Source organism: Enterobacter sp. T1-1, from assembly GCF_000710795.1.
Lineage (GTDB): Bacteria > Pseudomonadota > Gammaproteobacteria > Enterobacterales > Enterobacteriaceae > Enterobacter > Enterobacter cloacae.
In genome coordinates, this window is record NZ_JALW01000036.1 from 1 (window position 1) to 19,194 (window position 19,194).

Annotated in this window: 16 protein-coding genes and 2 tRNA genes; 11 read left to right on the top strand and 7 right to left on the bottom strand. The window is 52.6% G+C overall.

The genetic code is table 11. From position 1 onward, the window contains the following. Positions 1 to 22 precede the first annotated feature (22 nt). Entirely contained in the window at positions 23 to 1,663 is a 1,641-nt protein-coding gene (gene pgm / locus AK59_RS0112875) for a phosphoglucomutase (alpha-D-glucose-1,6-bisphosphate-dependent) (protein ID WP_020684950.1), read from the bottom strand. Positions 1,664 to 1,687: 24 nt separating this feature from the next. Next, a complete protein-coding gene (seqA, locus tag AK59_RS1000000125000) occupies positions 1,688 to 2,236 on the bottom strand; it encodes a replication initiation negative regulator SeqA (protein WP_023621116.1) in 549 nt (182 codons plus the stop codon). 183 nt (positions 2,237 to 2,419) lie between these two features. On the opposite strand from seqA, the gene ybfF reads away from it, so the two are divergent. The 4 genes from ybfF (at position 2,420) to fur (ending at position 5,032) form a co-directional block, all read left to right on the top strand. After that, a complete protein-coding gene (gene ybfF, locus AK59_RS0112885; RefSeq protein WP_013097562.1) occupies positions 2,420 to 3,193 on the top strand; it encodes an esterase in 774 nt (257 codons plus the stop codon). A 128-nt stretch (positions 3,194 to 3,321) separates the two neighbouring features. Then, positions 3,322 to 3,609 (top strand): LexA regulated protein, encoded by a 288-nt coding sequence (ybfE, locus tag AK59_RS0112890; protein WP_013097563.1) that lies wholly within the window; start codon positions 3,322 to 3,324, stop codon positions 3,607 to 3,609. A 155-nt stretch (positions 3,610 to 3,764) separates the two neighbouring features. After that, positions 3,765 to 4,295, top strand: a complete 531-nt coding sequence (gene fldA / locus AK59_RS0112895) for a flavodoxin FldA (RefSeq protein ID WP_008501067.1) — start codon at positions 3,765 to 3,767, stop codon at positions 4,293 to 4,295. 290 nt (positions 4,296 to 4,585) lie between these two features. After that, positions 4,586 to 5,032, top strand: coding sequence for a ferric iron uptake transcriptional regulator (gene fur, locus AK59_RS0112900; protein ID WP_010428651.1), 447 nt, complete (start codon positions 4,586 to 4,588; stop codon positions 5,030 to 5,032). A gap of 47 nt (positions 5,033 to 5,079) precedes the next feature. Here the strand turns inward: fur and AK59_RS0112905 are convergent, their stop codons facing one another. From AK59_RS0112905 to nagE, 5 genes are all read right to left on the bottom strand, one after another. Beyond that, positions 5,080 to 6,285, bottom strand: coding sequence for an ISL3 family transposase (locus AK59_RS0112905; RefSeq protein WP_029882953.1), 1,206 nt, complete (start codon positions 6,283 to 6,285; stop codon positions 5,080 to 5,082). A gap of 148 nt (positions 6,286 to 6,433) precedes the next feature. Further along, positions 6,434 to 6,763: a ChiQ/YbfN family lipoprotein gene (gene chiQ, locus AK59_RS0112910; protein ID WP_013097564.1), complete on the bottom strand. Its 330-nt coding sequence runs from the start codon at positions 6,761 to 6,763 to the stop codon at positions 6,434 to 6,436. A 44-nt stretch (positions 6,764 to 6,807) separates the two neighbouring features. Beyond that, on the bottom strand, positions 6,808 to 8,205 hold the full coding sequence (gene chiP, locus AK59_RS0112915) for a chitoporin ChiP (RefSeq protein ID WP_029882954.1): 1,398 nt from the start codon (positions 8,203 to 8,205) through the stop codon (positions 6,808 to 6,810). 445 nt (positions 8,206 to 8,650) lie between these two features. Next, positions 8,651 to 10,318: a glutamine--tRNA ligase gene (gene glnS / locus AK59_RS0112920; RefSeq protein WP_029882955.1), complete on the bottom strand. Its 1,668-nt coding sequence runs from the start codon at positions 10,316 to 10,318 to the stop codon at positions 8,651 to 8,653. A 169-nt stretch (positions 10,319 to 10,487) separates the two neighbouring features. Further along, positions 10,488 to 12,437 carry a PTS N-acetyl glucosamine transporter subunit IIABC gene (nagE, locus tag AK59_RS0112925; protein ID WP_020684946.1) on the bottom strand — a complete coding sequence of 650 codons (1,950 nt, stop codon included), beginning with the start codon at positions 12,435 to 12,437 and terminating at the stop codon, positions 10,488 to 10,490. 329 nt (positions 12,438 to 12,766) lie between these two features. On the opposite strand from nagE, the gene nagB reads away from it, so the two are divergent. The 7 genes from nagB (at position 12,767) to AK59_RS0112960 (ending at position 19,110) form a co-directional block, all read left to right on the top strand. Next, the gene (nagB, locus tag AK59_RS0112930; RefSeq protein WP_013097568.1) at positions 12,767 to 13,567 is read left to right on the top strand and encodes a glucosamine-6-phosphate deaminase; all 801 of its coding nucleotides are present in this window, start codon (positions 12,767 to 12,769) and stop codon (positions 13,565 to 13,567) included. 55 nt (positions 13,568 to 13,622) lie between these two features. Next, complete coding sequence (gene nagA, locus AK59_RS0112935; RefSeq protein ID WP_029882956.1) at positions 13,623 to 14,771, top strand: N-acetylglucosamine-6-phosphate deacetylase; 1,149 nt, start codon at positions 13,623 to 13,625, stop codon at positions 14,769 to 14,771. A gap of 8 nt (positions 14,772 to 14,779) precedes the next feature. Then, positions 14,780 to 16,000: a DNA-binding transcriptional regulator NagC gene (gene nagC / locus AK59_RS0112940; protein ID WP_013097570.1), complete on the top strand. Its 1,221-nt coding sequence runs from the start codon at positions 14,780 to 14,782 to the stop codon at positions 15,998 to 16,000. Positions 16,001 to 16,045: 45 nt separating this feature from the next. Further along, the gene (gene nagD / locus AK59_RS0112945; RefSeq protein WP_013097571.1) at positions 16,046 to 16,798 is read left to right on the top strand and encodes a ribonucleotide monophosphatase NagD; all 753 of its coding nucleotides are present in this window, start codon (positions 16,046 to 16,048) and stop codon (positions 16,796 to 16,798) included. 249 nt (positions 16,799 to 17,047) lie between these two features. Beyond that, positions 17,048 to 18,712: an asparagine synthase B gene (asnB, locus tag AK59_RS0112950; RefSeq protein ID WP_013097572.1), complete on the top strand. Its 1,665-nt coding sequence runs from the start codon at positions 17,048 to 17,050 to the stop codon at positions 18,710 to 18,712. A 227-nt stretch (positions 18,713 to 18,939) separates the two neighbouring features. Further along, a tRNA-Met gene (locus AK59_RS0112955) sits at positions 18,940 to 19,016 on the top strand. 9 nt (positions 19,017 to 19,025) lie between these two features. After that, positions 19,026 to 19,110: transfer RNA gene (locus AK59_RS0112960), tRNA-Leu, on the top strand. Positions 19,111 to 19,194 lie beyond the last annotated feature (84 nt).

The window sequence follows — 19,194 nt, forward strand, 5'->3', positions numbered from 1 at the left end:
ATCAGCCCGCACCAAACACCACTTACGCGTTTTTCAGCACTTCGCTGACAATCTCTACCGCTTCTTTCTCAATCTGCTGGCGATGCTCAGCGCCGAGGAAGCTTTCACAATAGATTTTGTACGCATCTTCCGTACCGGATGGACGCGCGGCGAACCAGCCATTTTCGGTCATCACCTTCAGACCACCGATAGAGGCACCGTTACCCGGCGCTGCCGTCAGACGGGCCGTGATGGGATCACCGGCCAGCGTGCTGGCACTGACCATCTCCGGAGAGAGTTTAGACAGGGCTGCTTTCTGTGCGGAGGTCGCGCTTGCCTGGATACGGTTGTAGCTCGGTGCACCAAAGCGCGCCGCCAGCTCGTCGTAGTGTTCCTGCGGGTTCTTGCCGGTGACCGCGGTGATCTCCGCCGCCAGAAGACACATGATGATACCGTCTTTGTCGGTTGACCATGGTGTGCCGTCGAAACGCAGGAAGGATGCCCCTGCGCTCTCTTCACCACCAAAGCCGAAGCTGCCGTCATGCAGACCGTCAACAAACCATTTAAAACCCACCGGCACTTCCACCAGCTTGCGACCCAGCGCGTCGACCACGCGGTCGATCATCGCAGAGGAGACCAGCGTTTTACCAACAGCCACCTCTTTGCCCCACTGTGGACGATGCTGGAACAAGTAGTTGATTGCCACAGCCAGGTAGTGGTTTGGGTTCATCAGCCCGGCCGGGGTAACGATACCGTGGCGGTCATAATCCGGGTCGTTGGCGAAAGCCAGATCAAATTTGTCACGCAGTGCCAGCAGGCCTGCCATCGCGCACTCGGAGGAGCAGTCCATACGGATCGCGCCGTCTTTATCAAGGTGCATAAAGCGGAAGGTCTGATCGACGTGATCGTTAACGATGGTCAGATCCAGCTTGTAATGCTCTGCAATGCGTTTCCAGTATTCAATACCGGAGCCGCCCAGCGGATCCACACCCAGCTTCAGGCCAGCTTTCTGGATAGCCGCCATATCGACGATATCCGCCAGCCCTTCCACGAACGGCTGCACCAAGTCCTGCTCTTTCACGTGGCCGGACGCCATGGCCGCATCCAGAGAAATACGCTTAACGCCTTTCAGACCATCGGCCATTAAGGCGTTGGCGCGGTCTTCCACCACTTTGGTGACGTTGGTATCTGCCGGGCCACCGTTAGGTGGGTTGTATTTGATACCACCGTCTTCCGGCGGGTTGTGAGAAGGCGTGATAACGATACCGTCAGCCTGTGGGCCACCTTTTTTGTTGTGCACAAGGATAGCGTTAGAGACGGCAGGCGTTGGGGTGAAACCGTTATTTTCCTGCACAATTACATCAACGCCATTCGCCGCCAGAACTTCGAGCACGGAAATGAATGCCGGTTCAGACAGGGCGTGAGTATCTTTCCCCACGTAGCACGGACCGGTAACACCGTTTTTGGCGCGCTCTTCCGCGATGGCCTGAGCAATGGCCAGAATGTGCGGTTCGTTAAAGCTATGGCGTGCCGCGCTACCGCGATGGCCTGATGTCCCAAACTTCACTGCGTGTTCTGCGTTGCCCACGACCGGTTTCAGCACATAATACTGCGCGGTCAGCTGAGCGACGTTAATCAAATCGCTTTGTTGTGCAGGTTGGCCTGCACGGCTGTGATTTGCCATTACCGGGTCCTTCTGATGCAAGGGTTAAATTGTACCGCAAACCTTTTCAATCAATTCCGCCGGGAACTGCATGGACTGCATGATGTGTTCAACCATGCTGCACTTGCGGCCCGTATTGGTATTGGTGATGACCCAGTACGGTGTGCCAGGGACATGTTTAGGTTTGGTCTGGTTGCCATTTTGCAGCAGCGTCTGCTCGTCGCCCGCGAAATAGACGCGCGTGCGACCGTGCAGCGACTCAGTCGCTTCAGCAAACGCCTTGTTATCCAGTGAATAAAGTGTAGACAGCACCAGCATGAAGCGGTTGACCGCTTTTTTCTGCTCTGCATATTCATCAGACAGCAGCAGCTCGCGCATCGCACGTACTTTGTCTTTCACCTGCACGGCGGCAGGTTTTGCTTGTGCAACAACACTCGGCTGAGACACGACATCTTTAGTGGCTGGGGTAGCAGACGGTGAGGCGGCGGAAATTTTAAGCATACGCCGTAAAATGTCGGACGCGCTCTCCCCGATATGCCGCGTTTGGCTGGCAATAAACTGATAGAGTTCGTCATCAACTTCGATTGTTTTCATCTTAATCCAGTGCGATATCTTATCTGAATACAAGTCGTTGAGATTATAAAGTCAAATCCCAACAGCGGATAGCGTCAAACCAGGTTGGCGGCAAAAGTCAGATTAAACTGGAACCTTGCAGCCGGGCGGCAGAATGGTCAACATAATACCCTAACCTGTCACACCTAAAAAAAGAACTTTGCCATGAAATTGAATACCCGAGCGCAATCTGCACAATCGCCGAACACGAATCCTCCCATCGTACTGGTTCACGGGCTGTTTGGCAGCCTGGATAACCTGGGCGTGCTGGCACGCGATCTGGTTACCGATCACGATATTTTGCAGGTGGATATGCGAAATCATGGCCTTTCCGGGCGTTCAGAAGAGATGACCTATGCGGCCATGGCGCAGGATCTGCTGGATACGCTGGATGCCAACAATCTCGAGAAAGTGACGTTGATCGGGCATTCAATGGGCGGCAAAGCGGTCATGGCCCTGACGGCTCTGGCACCAGAAAGAATAAGTGGCCTGGTGGTCATAGATGTTGCCCCGGTGGATTACAACGTCCGTCGCCATGATGAGATTTTCGCCGCCATCAACGCGGTGACCAACGCTGGCGTCTCGACGCGCCAACAGGCAGCCGTCGTTATGCGTGAGCATCTGGATGAAGAAGGGGTTATCCAGTTTCTGCTGAAATCGTTCGTTGACGGCCAGTGGCGGTTCAACGTGCCGGTGCTGTGGGAGCAGTACGATAACATCGTTGGTTGGGAAACCGTACCGGCATGGCCGCACCCTACCCTCTTCATTCGTGGCGGCAATTCGCCCTACGTTACCGACGCCTGTCGCGATACCCTGCTGGCGCAATTCCCGCAGGCACGCGCTCATGTCATAGCTGGCGCCGGACATTGGGTTCATGCGGAAAAACCAGACGCCGTCTTACGCGCCATTCGCCGCTATCTGACTGATACGGCAAATTGATTAAAAAGAGAGCGACTGGAAGGCTGCGGGCTTCCAGTCGTTGGCGTGCCGTTTTTGGTGATGTATGATGGCGCGCTTATCGCCCAGGCATTAGCAGGGCGGCGTGTTTCCCCCGAAGTCTCAGAATCATGGCCAAAGAACAAACGGACCGTACGACACTAGATCTGTTCGCGAATGAGCGTCGACCGGGACGACCAAAAACGAATCCGCTTTCGCGCGACGAACAGCTGCGTATTAATAAACGCAACCAGCTTAAACGCGATAAAAATCGTGGGCTTAAGCGTGTCGAACTGAAGCTCAACGCCGACGCTGTCGATGCGCTAAACGAACTGGCTGACGCACGTAATATCAGCCGCAGCGAGCTGATCGAAGAGATGTTACTCACCCAACTCGAGACCATGCGCAGTAAGGCATAAGTCCGAAAAATCCCTTTATTACCCTTTTCATGTAGCACAGAGTGCAGTCCTGCGCGATAGCTGTTTCCGCAGGGTTGCCTGTTCTGCTATTATTGCCTTTATCCGTGGACAAATTGCGCCACCATACCATTAAGTATCAAGAGGTTATTTTACTCATGGCAATTATCGGCATTTTCTTCGGCAGTGATACCGGCAATACCGAAAATATCGCAAAAAACATTCAAAAACAGCTCGGTAAAGACGTTGCCGATGTGCACGACATCGCCAAGAGCAGCAAAGAAGATCTCGAAGGCTATGACATCCTGCTGCTGGGTATTCCGACCTGGTATTACGGTGAAGCCCAGTGTGACTGGGATGATTTCTTCCCAACGCTGGAAGAGGTGGATTTCAACGGCAAGCTGGTTGCCCTGTTTGGCTGCGGCGACCAGGAAGACTATGCAGAGTACTTCTGTGATGCGCTGGGCACCATCCGCGACATTATTGAGCCAAACGGTGCCGTTATTGTAGGTCACTGGCCTACCGCTGGTTACCACTTCGAAGCGTCTAAAGGTCTGGCAGACGACGATCACTTCGTGGGTCTGGCGATTGACGAAGATCGTCAGCCAGAACTGACCGCCGAGCGCGTTGAAAAATGGGTTAAGCAGATCCGTGAAGAGCTGCACCTGGACGATATTCTCAACGCCTGATGATTCTTGCGGCGCAACGGTGGTTGCGCCCATAAACCAGGTCAAACCGATTAAATTAATTGCTACAATCTTTTAACTTTTTCGCCCAGACCTGTACAATGACCCCCTGATAAAACGTGGCTTTCACAATGCAAGTTTGTTGGTGATACCACGTTTTTATAAGCATACTTTACCTGAGACTTGCAGTTTTCATTTAGCCATGGCAGTTCTATAATGAGACGCATTATCCCGGGTGCAATTTCTGTCACTTCCTACAGAAGTGAATCGTTTAGCAACAGGACAGATTCCGCATGACTGACAACAATACCGCATTAAAGAAGGCTGGCCTGAAAGTTACGCTTCCTCGGTTAAAAATCCTTGAAGTGCTTCAGGGTCCAGACAATCACCATGTCAGTGCGGAAGACCTTTATAAGCGTCTTATCGACATGGGCGAAGAGATTGGGCTGGCAACCGTCTATCGTGTGCTGAACCAGTTTGATGACGCGGGCATTGTCACCCGTCATAATTTCGAAGGCGGTAAATCTGTATTCGAACTGACTCAACAGCATCACCACGATCACCTGATCTGCCTGGATTGCGGCAAGGTCATTGAATTCAGCGATGATTCCATTGAATCTCGCCAGCGTGAAATCGCCGCACGTCACGGTATCCGCCTGACGAACCACAGCCTGTACCTGTATGGTCATTGCGCTGAAGGCGATTGCCGCGAAGACGATCACGCGCACGACGCGAAATAAACACGTTTCATACTCTGAGCCAGCCGCAAGGTTGGCTTTTTTTTGGTTCATCGCGCTTTACCGGGGAACGCTGCTTTTATCTTCAGGAAGAAGTAGTCGTTATCCCGGTATCCATATGCCATTCTCTTTATCACCTTGATCTTGTTGTTCATCCCTTCCAGTACGCTGGTGTTTAGTCTGTGCCTCACGCTGGCTATTATCCCGCTTACATATCCTTTCAGCTTGTCGGCGAACTGTTTCAGCGCCCTGATGCCGCTTTCCTGTGACTGCCTGTACCATTCATTCCAGCGCCGCCGGGCTGTTTCTTCATCTGCTGCATACCACAACTCTTTCAGCGCCGTTTTCATGACATAGACGGTATTTAACGGCTGATTGGCTTCCAGCAGCTCTGACAGCCTGACCTCATGTCCTTCCGGCAGGTTCTCCGGATTGCGCAGTAATAACCAGCGACTACGTTTGATGACCTGACGGGACTTCGGGTTATCCCGCAACTGATTTGCCTGGTCGACTCTGACGCGGTCAATCACCTCACGACCGAACTTTGCAACCACATGGAACAGGTCATACACAACCTGTGCCTGCGGGCAGTGCTCCCTGACTTCCAGGTCGAATGCGGTGTTCATATCCATAGCAACCGATTCTATGGCAGCACATCCTTCCGGCCCCAGCCAGGTGAAGAAGGGCCGGAAGGCGGCTCTGCTGCGTCCTTCTCCCACCCACAGTACCTGCTGCGTATCAGCGTCCGCCACTACCGTGGCGTAACGGTGTCCTTTAAACAGGGCGAACTCATCCATCATCAGGCGACGCAGGGTATGCCGTTGTGGTTCACGAACCTCCCGCTGCAGCCTCCGGTAATCGATATGCTTAACGGTATGCCAGTGCAGTCCGGTCAGACTGGCTACATGCTTAACCGGAAGTAACCGGACGAGTGATTCAACCCACGCTGACAGGGTGGCGGTGTATCGCTGACGCTCAGGCAGCCAGTCGATTTTTTCGGTCATAATGCCGCAGAATGAACAGCGCAGACGGCGAACAGGCACATCCAGCCAGACCTTCCAGTTGAGCAGCTCACGCTCCCTGACACGCCGCAGGGAAGTATCGTGAATATGAGGAGTGCTGCGGTTGCATCCACGACAACATGGCGGTTGGGCAGTCAGGGGCTGAAGGCGGATGAGCAGGGTATCGTGGGCAATTTCAGTGCAGGAAAAGACACTGAATCCTTTCCAGAAAAGAGAAGTCAGGTTAGCATTCATAGTGACGGCAGTTTTGAAGGTTCAGGGTGTGTTTTGGCGAATACAAACCTAAACGTTCTGACTGCCGTTTTCTATTGGTTCACGCTTACCTGCGATGAACCAAAAAAAAGCCCGGCAGCGCAGCGCTACCGGGCATGATAACAGCGGGTTAATGGCTGTTGTTGCTGCGAATCTCTTTCCAGATCTGATCGCAACGCTTCGCGACTTCCTGATCGTTACCGGTTTTACGCGCCTGGATACAGGCCTGATAATCCATTACACGAATATTCTCCTGGGTTGCGAACTGTTCATGCGCTTTCTCTTTTTTCAGCACATTCAGCACGCTCTGACAGGCTTCGATCTTCTCCGGCGAACCTTCCGCCGTATTGATACACGCGCTGTAGGCTTCTTTCAGACGGGAGTCCTCTTTCGGGGCCTGATTCTGCGCACAAGCCACCAGTCCCGATGCCAGCAACGCGACGATTACAATCTTTTTCATATGTAGTCTCCGGTCCGGCGGGAATTACCCCGCCGGACGAGTCATCAGAAGATGGTGAACGGTGCGATAACCATGAATTTCACGTCGCGTTCATCCTGGAAGATGTTGCCGTAACCGCCCGCGTAGCTCGGGATATCGGAGTGGTTGTCGTATTGTGTAAAGTGCAGTTTGAACATGGTCCCTTTGGCGCGACCATCCTGCAGGGTGTAGATCGCATCCAGGCTGTAAGCGGATTCTTTGAGACGATAGTTTGGATCGTAGTATGCGTCTGGCGTTGCCATATCAGCAGGCTTCGCATCCCATGCGTAGGCGTAAGATGCCCCCACCGCCCAGCCTGGCAGGTTCCAGTTTTTCAGATCATACATTGCGCCGAAGAAGACTGCTTTTTCGCCATCGGCGTTGAAGTCGGAACGGTTATCCCACCAGATATCCAGACGACCGTTTGAAGATGCATAGGTTGGGGTCATACGCTGCAGGAAGTAGCCCTGCTGCCCTTCCGCTTTTACCCACGTTCCTTCAAGACGCAAATCTACCTGACCGACTTTGTAGCCGAAGGTCAGCGCCTGCAACCACGCCGTGCCGTCATAAATATCATTCACGCCACCATCACTGACTTTATCTCGCGTACCGTAGAACTGGTAGCTGGTACTCAGCGGGCTACCCGCGATGTCAAATTTATAACTGGCCTTAGCAAAATACTGATCGATATAACCTTCCGCCTGACCAAATGCCGCTTCAAGCACTAAATCATTTTTAAAGTCGTACTTCGCGCCCAGCGAGTGAAGATAATCCACTTTGGTTTTTTTATCGTTCTGGTAGAACTTGTCCATTTCGATATGCCACGGCGCTTTATACTCGTTGGTCCACATATACGAGAAGCTCAACGCACCTGCGTCACCGTAATCAAAATTGGCGCCCGCTTCTGCCCCCTGATAGGTACCTGGCATAAAGCTCCAGTGCGGTGCTAACAGGGTTTGACCGGTTGGCTGAATATAACCACCGCGCGCCCATACCGGGCCGTATTTAAATTTCGCGGCAGCTTTATACAGGCTGATACCGCTTTTATCTCCAGACCAGTCTTCTTTATACGCTTTATTACTGGAGGAGAAGGCTATTTCGTTCGGGTGGCCGCTGTCACCATTTTCCGTCATTTCAATTGCCGTGAAGGCGGCAATATCCAGACCGAACATATCGGCAGCGTAACCAGACTGGAAATCCAGATTGGCGTTCCAGGTAGAGTGAGAAAGGTTCGTTTTATATTTATCTTCCGTGACATCTTTACGATCACGTTCACGCTGCCAGTAATAAATACCGCCCGTGAGGGTTGAATCATCGATGAAGCCTGCTGCTTTAGCGTCTGGCGTCACCACCAGGCCTGACATTGCTGTCACACCGGCAATAGCCAGCGCCAGCGCACTACGTTTGCCACTGAACGTACGCATAGATTATTCCTCTTTGACGAATTAAAACGCCTAAAACGGCGAAAAATATAAAAGACCTGATGGTCAGGGGTAGTCGGAAATACCCTCGAATAACTACCGTCTTTAGGTTATTTTTCGCGACGCGAATTATCAATGCTTTTCGGTGGCTAAAACTCAGGATTATGACGAAGAGCACATAATTGGTAGTGCTTTGTAACATTTAACGGGATGCCAGTACTGGCGGGGGAAAAGGCCGATTTTCAATAAGTAACGCGTTAATGATATTCTTTTTACGGTGCATCAGAATTTTGAAAGGGGATAAACTTTTTTTAAAAAAAATAAGTAGCACCACATTGACCTGTTATTTTAATAAACGCTATTTGGCTACCGCTTTAAAGGCATGATCACTCTATAAAAAAACGCCGCATTACGCGGCGTTTGTTTCTCATTGACCAGCGCAGCGTTATTATTCGCCGATTTTCGTCCAGGTATCACGCAGACCGACCGTACGGTTAAATACCGGTTTTTCAGCGGTGCTGTGACGGCTGTCCAGGCAGAAGTAACCTTCACGTTCAAACTGGAACGCTTTACCCGCCTCAGCCGCTTTCAGGGATGGCTCAGCGTAACCCTGTTTGATGACCAGCGATTCCGGGTTAATGGTCGCCAGGAAGTCTTCTGCTGCGCCTGGGTTAGGCACGCTGAACAGACGATCGTACAGACGAATCTCTACCGGCAACGCGTGTGATGCACTGACCCAGTGGATCACGCCTTTCACCTTACGACCGTCCGCTGGATCTTTGCTCAGGGTCTCGGCATCGTATGTGCAGAAGATCGTGGTGATGTTGCCTTCCGCATCTTTTTCTACGCGCTCAGCCTTGATCACATAGGCGTTACGCAGACGCACCTCTTTACCGAGCACCAGTCGCTTGTACTGCTTGTTTGCTTCTTCGCGGAAGTCAGCACGATCGATCCAGATTTCACCACTGAACGGTACGTCACGGCAGCCCATCTCCGGTTTGTTCGGATGGTTAGGCATCGAGACCATTTCGCTCACACCCTGCGGATAGTTTTCGATAACCAGTTTTACCGGGTCGATAACGGCCATCGCGCGCGGCGCGTTTTCGTTCAGATCTTCACGAATGCAGGATTCCAGAGACGCCATCTCAATGGTGTTATCCTGCTTGGTCACGCCAATGCGTTTGCAGAACTCACGGATTGACGCCGCGGTGTAGCCACGACGGCGCAGACCAGAGATGGTCGGCATACGTGGGTCGTCCCAGCCTTCAACGTGCTTATCGGTCACCAGCAGGTTCAGCTTACGCTTGGACATCACGGTGTATTCCAGATTCAGACGAGAGAACTCGTACTGACGCGGATGCACCGGAATCGTGATGTTATCCAGCACCCAGTCGTACAGACGACGGTTGTCCTGGAATTCCAGCGTACACAGCGAGTGGGTGATGCCTTCCAGCGCATCGCTGATGCAGTGGGTGAAGTCGTACATCGGGTAGATGCACCACTTGTTACCGGTCTGGTGATGTTCAGCGAATTTAATGCGGTACAGCACCGGGTCGCGCATCACGATAAACGGTGATGCCATATCGATTTTGGCACGCAGGCACGCTTTACCTTCCTCGAAACCACCAGCACGCATTTTTTCAAACAGCGCCAGGTTCTCTTCCACGCTGCGATCGCGGAACGGGCTGTTTTTACCCGGTGCCGTCAGCGTGCCGCGGTATTCACGGATTTCATCTGCAGAGAGCTCGTCAACATAGGCCAGACCTTTATTGATCAGCTCAACGGCATAGGCATACAGCTGATCGAAATAGTCAGAGGAGTAGCAGATATCGCCAGACCAGTTGAAGCCCAGCCATTGCACGTCGTTCTTAATGGACTCAACGTATTCGATGTCTTCTTTTACTGGGTTGGTGTCATCGAAACGCAGGTTGCACTGCCCCTGGTAATCCTGTGCGATACCAAAGTTCAGGCAGATCGATTTGGCGTGACCAATGTGCAGGTAGCCATTAGGCTCCGGCGGGAAACGCGTATGCACTGTGGTGTGCTTACCACTGGCCAGATCTTCATCGATGATCTGACGAATAAAGTTACTCGGGCGGGCTTCTGCCTCACTCATCGTGGATTCCTCAAAGCGTAAACAACGTATAACGGCATATGATCTTATAAGCCGGACGTAGTGACAACCCTTAAAACGTCCCGGAAGAAAATAATGGGGGCATTTGCTGCAAAAAAAAGCGGCGGAGGATCTCCCCCGCCGCTTAAGGCATGACTCTACTCAGGAGCGATTACTTGCCTTTAATCTCATACAGTGGCGTTTGCCCCGCAACCACCTGACCTTTCGCCTGAAGCACCAGGCCGCTGAAGTCGTCGATGTTGCTGCATACCACCGGGCTTATCATCGAACGGGCATTGGCGTTCAGGAAGTCCAGATCCATTTCCAGAATCGGCTGGCCTGCAACCACTTCTGCGCCCTCTTCTACCAGGCGAGTAAAGCCCTGGCCGTTCAGCGCAACGGTATCAATACCCATATGAACCACGATCTCCGCGCCTTTTTCGGTTTCGAGGCAGAACGCGTGGTTGGTGTTAAAGATTTTCACGATGGTGCCCGCCGCAGGAGACACAACGGTTTTCTCCGTTGGTTTCACCGCAACACCGTCACCGACCGCTTTGCTGGCAAACGCTTCGTCAGGTACCTGCTCAAGCGCGACCACCTCACCCGTAACCGGTGAAACCAGCGCGGCGATAGTAGCGGCGTTTGGTACAGCCTGCGGTTTAGCAACCGGAGCATCAGCCACAGGCGCGCTATCCGTTGAGGCAGCAGCAACCGGTCCACGGGCAACCACTTTTTTCATTTCATCGCCGATAGATTCGGCTTTCGCACCCACAATAACCTGGATGGTTTGTTTGTTCAGTTTCACCACACCAGACGCACCCAGGCGTTTGCACATGGCATCGCTTACGCGCGCAGAGTCGCCAACGGTCAGACGCAGACGGGTAATACAGGCATCAATGGCTTTCAGGTTGTCGGTACCGCCTACCGCGGCGATATAGCTGGTTGCCAGCTGGGTCAACCCTTCTTCGGTATTGCTGTTTGCTTCACTGGTTACGACGTCATCTTTTGTATCTTCACGACCCGGCGTTTTGAGGTTAAACATACGAATAACCGCGCTGAACAGGAGGAAGTAGACAACGAAGAACACCAGGCCCATCACAACCAGCATCCAGACGTTTTTGCTGGCTGCCGGCAGGTTGTACATCAACACGTAGTCGATCGCACCGGCTGAGAAGGAGAAGCCCGCGTGAATGCCCAGCAGGGTGGCCACAAACAGGCTGATACCGGTAAGCACCGCGTGCATGAGGTACAGCAGCGGAGCCAGGAACATGAACAGGAATTCCAGTGGCTCAGTAACACCGGTCAGGAACGCCGTTACCGCAACGGAGAGCAGCATGCCGCCAACCATTGGGCGACGCGCTTTTGGCGCGGCCAGATACATTGCCAGTGCAGCGCCCGGCAGACCAAACATCATGATTGGGAAGAAACCGGACATGAACATGCCCGCGGTGCCGTCACCCGCGTAGAAGCGGTTGATATCACCGTGGAATACGGTACCTGCTGCGTTGGTGAACTCACCAATCTGGAACCATGCGATGGTGTTCAGAACCTGATGCAGGCCGGTTGGGATCAGCAGACGGTTGATGAAACCGAAGATACCTGCACCCATTGCGCCCGCAGACACGATCCACTCACCGCCTGCATGAATGGCATGCTGTACCGGTGGCCAGACATAACCAAAGATAGCGGCCAGAATCAGACAGAAAAAGCCTGTCGCAATCGGAACAAAGCGTTTTCCGCCAAAGAAGCTCAGGAAATCTGGCAGTTTTATACCCGCCCAACGGTTGTACACTGCACCGCCGACAAGACCGGTAATAATACCCGCCAGAACACCCATGTTGATTTCAGGGTTGATGGTTACCATCGCTTTGGTCAGGATGAAATAACCGACTGCCCCTGCCAGCGCCGCGGCACCCGCGCTGTCTTTAGACCAGCTGGACGCCACGCCGATGGCGAAAATCAGCGCCAGGTTGTCAAATATCGCACCACCCGCTTGCGCGATAAACGGCACGTTAAGAAGATCGGGTTGCCCGAATCGCAACAGCAGTGCTGCAACCGGTAGCACGGCGATAGGGAGCTGCAAAGCCCTACCGAGGCGCTGGAAAAAACCTAAAATATTCATCCTATTCCCCCTACGAGACCCTTGTTAAGGCTCGTGCATTAACTATGTTTTTTATTGTGTCACGAACTAGAAATACAGTTGATGATTCACTGGCATTGTGAGTGTGTGAAAAATTAATTCGTATCGCAAATTAAAAGCGTACTTTTTGTGATTTTTGTCACCAAATATCGTTTATCACCCTCCCTTTCACTGGCTAACATCGAAAACTTATTTTATCATTCGAAAAATCAAGACGGATTGATCCGGCCTGAAAGGTTCCAGGTTACGCTTAAGTATCAGGTCCCGATACCCATCCGCCCACTCTTCTACTTAAACTCTTGAGGTGAACAATGAGACTGATTCCCCTGGCAACTGCTGAACAAGTCGGTAAATGGGCCGCTCGCCATATCGTTAACCGTATCAACGCCTTCAAACCAACCGCCGATCGTCCTTTCGTACTTGGCCTCCCTACCGGCGGCACACCGCTGACCGCATATAAAGCACTGGTAGAGATGCACAAAGCAGGCCAGGTTAGCTTCAAACACGTTGTCACCTTCAACATGGATGAATATGTCGGCTTACCGAAGGATCACCCGGAAAGCTACCATAGCTTCATGCACCGTAATTTCTTTGATCACGTTGATATTCCAGCTGAAAACATTAACCTGCTGAATGGAAACGCGCCTGATATTGACGCAGAATGCCGTCAGTATGAAGAAAAAATCCGTTCTTACGGTAAAATCCACCTGTTTATGGGCGGTGTGGGTAACGATGGTCATATCGCGTTTAACGAACCCGCGTCGTCACTGGCGTCCCGTACCCGTATTAAAACGCTGACCCATGACACGCGCGTGGCAAACTCCCGCTTCTTTGATGGCGATGTGAACCAGGTTCCTAAATATGCCCTGACCGTCGGTGTCGGCACGCTGCTGGATGCCGAAGAAGTGATGATTCTGGTTCTGGGCAGCGTGAAGGCGCAGGCGCTCCAGGCTGCCGTTGAAGGCAACGTAAACCACATGTGGACCATCAGCTGCCTGCAGCTGCATCCAAAATCCGTCATCGTCTGTGACGAACCGTCCACGATGGAACTGAAGGTGAAGACGCTGAAATACTTCAACGAGTTAGAAGCTGAGAACATCAAAGGTCTGTAATTGAATAACCGCCTCTTCATGAAGAGGCGGCCGCTTTTTTTAACCGGGGGTCGTTATGTACGCTTTAACCCACGGTCGGATTTATACCGGCCATGAAATTCTGGATGACCATGCGATTGTTATCGCCAATGGCCTGATTGAACGTGTTTGTCCGCTGGCAGAGCTGCCGCCGGAGATTGAACAGCGCTCACTCAATGGAGCAGTAATCTCCCCCGGTTTTATCGACGTACAGCTGAACGGCTGCGGCGGTGTGCAGTTTAACGACACCGCAGACGCCGTCACCGTCGAAACGCTGGAAATCATGCAGAAAGCGAACGAGAAATCGGGCTGCACCAGCTATCTGCCAACCCTCATCACCAGCAGCGATGAGCTGATGAAACAGGGTATCCGCGTTATGCGTGAATACCTGGCGAAACACCCATATCAGGCTCTGGGTCTGCACCTTGAAGGGCCATGGCTGAATATGGTGAAGAAAGGGACGCATAATCCGGATTACGTGCGTAAGCCTGATGCCGAACTGGTCGACTATATGTGTGCCAATGCGGATGTGATCACCAAAGTGACGCTGGCACCTGAAATGACCGGTACTGACGTGATCAGCAAACTGGCCGCCGCCGGGATTGTCGTGTCAGCGGGCCATTCAAACGCCACGCAGAAAGAGGCAAAAGCCGGTTTCCGTGCGGGTATTACCTTTGCGACACACCTGTATAACGCCATGCCGTATATCACGGGTCGTGAACCGGGGCTGGTCGGGGCGATTCTGGATGAGCCAGACGTTTACTGCGGCATCATCGCGGACGGTTTACACGTCGATTACACCAACATTCGCAACGCCAAGCGGCTGAAAGGTGACAAGCTTTGCCTGGTGACGGATGCCACCGCACCGGCAGGTGCAAATATTGAGCAGTTCATTTTTGCCGGTAAAACAATATACTACCGCAACGGACTGTGTGTGGATGAAAACGGTACGTTGAGCGGCTCCTCCCTGACCATGATTGAAGGCGTGCGTAACCTGGTCGAGCATTGCGGCATTGCGCTTGAAGAAGTGCTGCGCATGGCAACCCTTTATCCTGCGCGTGCCATCGGCGTGGATAAACAGCTCGGCAGAATTGCACCAGGCATGGTTGCAAACCTGACGGCATTCACACACGATTATAAAATTATTAAGACCATCGTTAATGGTAACGAGGTCGTCACTGAGTAAGTAAAAGTATGACACCAGGCGGACAAGCTCAAATCGGTAATGTCGATCTCGTTAAACAGCTTAACAGCGCGGCGGTATATCGCCTGATTGACCAACACGGGCCAATCTCACGTATTCAGATAGCCGAACAAAGCCAGCTTGCTCCCGCCAGCGTGACAAAAATTACACGTCAGCTTATTGAGCGCGGCCTGATCAAAGAAGTCGATCAGCAGGCCTCCACCGGAGGCCGCCGCGCAATTTCCATCATCACCGAAACCCGCAATTTTCAGGCCATTGGCGTTCGTCTTGGTCGCCATGACACCACCCTGACGCTTTACGATCTGAGCAGTAAAGCCATTGCCGAAGAGCACTACCCTCTTCCGGAGCGCACCCAGGAGACACTGGAGCACGCGCTGCTCAATACCATCGCGCACTTTATCGAAAGCTGTCAGCGCAAGATCCGCGAGCTCATCGCCATTTCGGTGATCCTGCCTGGGCTGGTTGACCCGGAAAGCGGTGTCATTCGTTATATGCCACATATCCCGGTCGAGAACTGGGCGCTGGTGGAGGCGCTGGAAAAGCGCTTTAAGGTGACCTGCTTTGTGGGTCACGACATCCGCTCGCTGGCGCTGGCCGAGCACTACTTTGGTGCGAGTCAGGACTGTGAAGACTCTATTCTGGTGCGTGTGCACCGCGGTACCGGGGCGGGCATTATCTCCAACGGACGTATCTTTATTGGCCGTAACGGCAATGTGGGCGAGATTGGTCATATCCAGGTGGAACCGCTTGGCGAGCGCTGCCACTGCGGTAATTTTGGCTGTCTTGAAACGGTTGCCGCCAACGCGGCCATTGAGCATCGCGTCCGTCATCTGCTGGAACAAGGCTACCAGAGCCGCGTGACGCTGGACGACTGTAAAATCGGCGCCATCTGCAAAGCCGCCAATAAAGGCGATGCGCTGGCCTGCGAAGTGATCGAACAGGTCGGGCGCCACCTCGGCAAAACCATTGCCATTGCCATCAACCTTTTTAATCCACAAAAAGTGGTGATTGCAGGTGAAATCGTCGAGGCGGAAAAAGTGTTACTGCCCGCGATTGAAGGCTGCATTAACACCCAGGCGTTGAAAGCGTTTCGTCAGAATTTACCGGTCGTGCGTTCGACGCTGGATCACCGCTCTGCGATTGGCGCGTTTGCACTGGTCAAACGCGCCATGCTCAACGGGATCCTGTTGCAGCATTTGCTGGAAAGCTAATCGGGACTTATAGTAACGCCTTCTTTTTTTGATGTCGGATTGTTCATGACCATTAAGAATGTAATTTGTGATATTGACGGCGTGCTGATGCACGACAACGTCGCCGTGCCAGGTGCTGCGGAGTTTCTACACCGCATCATCGACAAAGGAATGCCGCTGGTTCTTCTCACGAACTACCCTTCCCAAACCGGTCAGGATCTGGCGAACCGTTTTGCCACTGCGGGCATCAACGTACCGGACAGCGTGTTTTATACCTCCGCAATGGCGACGGCAGATTTTTTGAAGCGTCAGGAAGGGAAAAAAGCCTACGTGGTCGGTGAAGGTGCGCTGATCCACGAGCTGTATAAAGCAGGCTTTACCATTACCGATGTGAACCCGGACTTTGTGATCGTCGGCGAAACGCGCTCGTTTAACTGGGAGATGATGCATAAGGCCGCCTACTTTGTCGCCAGCGGCGCGCGCTTTATCGCCACCAACCCCGATACGCACGGCCGTGGTTTCTATCCGGCCTGCGGCGCACTGTGCGCCGGTATCGAAAAAATCTCCGGTCGTAAACCGTTTGTGGTCGGTAAACCGAGCCCGTGGATCATTCGTGCCGCGCTGAACACGATGCAGGCCCACTCTGAAGAGACGGTGATTGTCGGTGATAACCTGCGCACCGATATTCTGGCCGGTTTCCAGGCGGGTCTGGAGACCATTCTGGTGCTCTCCGGTGTCTCTCAACTTGATGACATTGATTCGATGCCGTTTCGGCCGAGCTGGATCTACCCCTCCGTCGACGAAATTGACATTATCTGATTCAGAACCACGCCTCAGGGCGTGGTTTTTCATTTATAGCCCCGCCCAATAAAATCATATCTAACAAAAACGCCAGTTCATTGCATAATCATCAATAAAACTGTTCATGGCATACTCTTTTTTCAACATTCCGCAATCACCATTGCACTATTTTCGTTTAACCCGGTAAAACCCTTGCGCGCTCTTCTCCTTTGCGGCATTTTCATAAGCAAGCAACATTACAAAGCAACAGGGTCAACGGAGAAGGTTATGTGTTCAATTTTTGGCGTACTGGATATTAAAACTGACGCGGGCGAACTGCGTAAAAAAGCACTCGAGCTGTCCCGCCTGATGCGCCATCGCGGCCCGGACTGGTCCGGTATTTACGCCAGTGACAAAGCAATTCTGGCTCATGAACGTCTGTCGATTGTGGACGTCAATGCCGGTGCACAGCCGCTGTATAACGAGAAAAAAACACACGCGCTGGCTGTAAACGGTGAAATCTATAACCATCAGGCGCTGCGTGCCGAATATGGCGATCGTTACGCCTTCCAGACCGGCTCTGACTGTGAAGTCATTCTGGCGCTGTATCAGGAGAAAGGCCCTGAGTTCCTGGACGACCTGCAGGGTATGTTTGCATTCGCCCTGTACGACAGCGAAAAAGACGCTTATCTGATTGGCCGCGACCACATTGGTATCATTCCGCTGTATATGGGCCATGATGAACACGGCAACTTCTATGTTGCGTCTGAAATGAAAGCGCTGGTGCCGGTATGCCGCACCATTAAAGAGTTCCCGGCAGGTAGTTACCTGTGGAGCAAAGATGGTGAAATCCGTCAGTACTACCAGCGCGACTGGTTTGACTATGACGCGGTAAAAGACAACGTGACTGACAAAGCCGAGCTGCGTCAGGCGCTGGAAGATTCCGTTAAAAGCCACCTGATGTCAGACGTGCCTTACGGTGTGCTGCTCTCCGGCGGGCTGGACTCCTCCGTTATTTCAGCCATCACCAAGAAATTTGCGGCGCGTCGTGTGGAAGATCAGGAGCGTTCAGAAGCCTGGTGGCCGCAGCTGCACTCCTTTGCCGTCGGGCTGGAAGGTGCACCGGATCTGAAAGCCGCGCAGGACGTGGCGAACCACCTCGGCACCGTGCACCATGAAATTCATTTCACCGTGCAGGAAGGTCTGGATGCGATCCGCGACGTGATCTATCACATTGAAACCTATGATGTGACGACCATTCGTGCATCCACCCCTATGTACCTGATGTCCCGTAAGATTAAAGCAATGGGCATCAAGATGGTGTTGTCAGGTGAAGGTTCTGATGAAGTGTTTGGCGGCTACCTTTACTTCCATAAGGCGCCGAACGCGAAAGAGCTGCATGAAGAGACAGTACGTAAACTGCAGGCGCTGCACATGTTTGACTGCGCACGTGCTAACAAAGCGATGTCCGCATGGGGTGTTGAAGCACGCGTTCCGTTCCTGGATAAAAAATTCCTCGACGTGGCCATGCGCATTAACCCGCAGGACAAAATGTGCGGCAACGGTAAAATGGAAAAACATATCCTGCGTGAATGTTTTGAATCCTACCTGCCGGCGAGCGTGGCATGGCGTCAGAAAGAGCAGTTCTCGGATGGCGTTGGCTACAGCTGGATCGACACCCTGAAAGAGGTGGCGGCGAAACAGGTTTCAGACCAACAACTGGAAACAGCAAGCTTCCGCTTCCCGTACAACACGCCAGGCTCTAAAGAAGCGTATCTGTACCGTGAGATCTTCGAAGAGCTGTTCCCGGTACCGAGTGCTGCTGAGTGTGTGCCAGGCGGTCCTTCAGTGGCCTGCTCTTCAGCGAAAGCCATTGAATGGGATGAATCTTTCAAAGCGATGAACGATCCATCAGGACGTGCGGTAGGCGTTCACCAGTCTGCCTATAAATAAACACGTATTTGAACATCAGGCCCTGCGGGGCCTGTTTTTATTTGCCTTACATTTCACCGTCTAAAATCGATTAATAACCAATAATTGCCGAATATTCGGTCACGCTGTTCGCAACCTAACCAAACAGTCACATTCCGGCCATTTTCGTTGAAAAAGGTGTTGACGCTGCAAGGGTCTATACGCATAATGCGCCCCGCAACGCCGATAAGGTAACGCGAAAAAAAGATGGCTACGTAGCTCAGTTGGTTAGAGCACATCACTCATAATGATGGGGTCACAGGTTCGAATCCCGTCGTAGCCACCATCTTTTTTTGCGGGAGTGGCGAAATTGGTAGACGCACCAGATTTAGGTTCTGGCGCCGCAAGGTGTGCGAGTTCAAGTCTCGCCTCCCGCACCATTCCCAGGTAAGCGTTGCACGGATGGGGTATCAGATCGGAAGAGCGTCGTGTAGGGAAAGAGTGTAGATCTCGGTGGTCGCCGT

Coding starts and splice junctions, on each gene's coding strand:
- pgm (WP_020684950.1), bottom strand. CDS start 1,663: ATGGCAAATCACAGCCGTGCAGGCCAACCTGCACAACAAAGCGATTTG.
- seqA (WP_023621116.1), bottom strand. CDS start 2,236: ATGAAAACAATCGAAGTTGATGACGAACTCTATCAGTTTATTGCCAGC.
- ybfF (WP_013097562.1), top strand. CDS start 2,420: ATGAAATTGAATACCCGAGCGCAATCTGCACAATCGCCGAACACGAAT.
- ybfE (WP_013097563.1), top strand. CDS start 3,322: ATGGCCAAAGAACAAACGGACCGTACGACACTAGATCTGTTCGCGAAT.
- fldA (WP_008501067.1), top strand. CDS start 3,765: ATGGCAATTATCGGCATTTTCTTCGGCAGTGATACCGGCAATACCGAA.
- fur (WP_010428651.1), top strand. CDS start 4,586: ATGACTGACAACAATACCGCATTAAAGAAGGCTGGCCTGAAAGTTACG.
- AK59_RS0112905 (WP_029882953.1), bottom strand. CDS start 6,285: ATGAATGCTAACCTGACTTCTCTTTTCTGGAAAGGATTCAGTGTCTTT.
- chiQ (WP_013097564.1), bottom strand. CDS start 6,763: ATGAAAAAGATTGTAATCGTCGCGTTGCTGGCATCGGGACTGGTGGCT.
- chiP (WP_029882954.1), bottom strand. CDS start 8,205: ATGCGTACGTTCAGTGGCAAACGTAGTGCGCTGGCGCTGGCTATTGCC.
- glnS (WP_029882955.1), bottom strand. CDS start 10,318: ATGAGTGAGGCAGAAGCCCGCCCGAGTAACTTTATTCGTCAGATCATC.
- nagE (WP_020684946.1), bottom strand. CDS start 12,437: ATGAATATTTTAGGTTTTTTCCAGCGCCTCGGTAGGGCTTTGCAGCTC.
- nagB (WP_013097568.1), top strand. CDS start 12,767: ATGAGACTGATTCCCCTGGCAACTGCTGAACAAGTCGGTAAATGGGCC.
- nagA (WP_029882956.1), top strand. CDS start 13,623: ATGTACGCTTTAACCCACGGTCGGATTTATACCGGCCATGAAATTCTG.
- nagC (WP_013097570.1), top strand. CDS start 14,780: ATGACACCAGGCGGACAAGCTCAAATCGGTAATGTCGATCTCGTTAAA.
- nagD (WP_013097571.1), top strand. CDS start 16,046: ATGACCATTAAGAATGTAATTTGTGATATTGACGGCGTGCTGATGCAC.
- asnB (WP_013097572.1), top strand. CDS start 17,048: ATGTGTTCAATTTTTGGCGTACTGGATATTAAAACTGACGCGGGCGAA.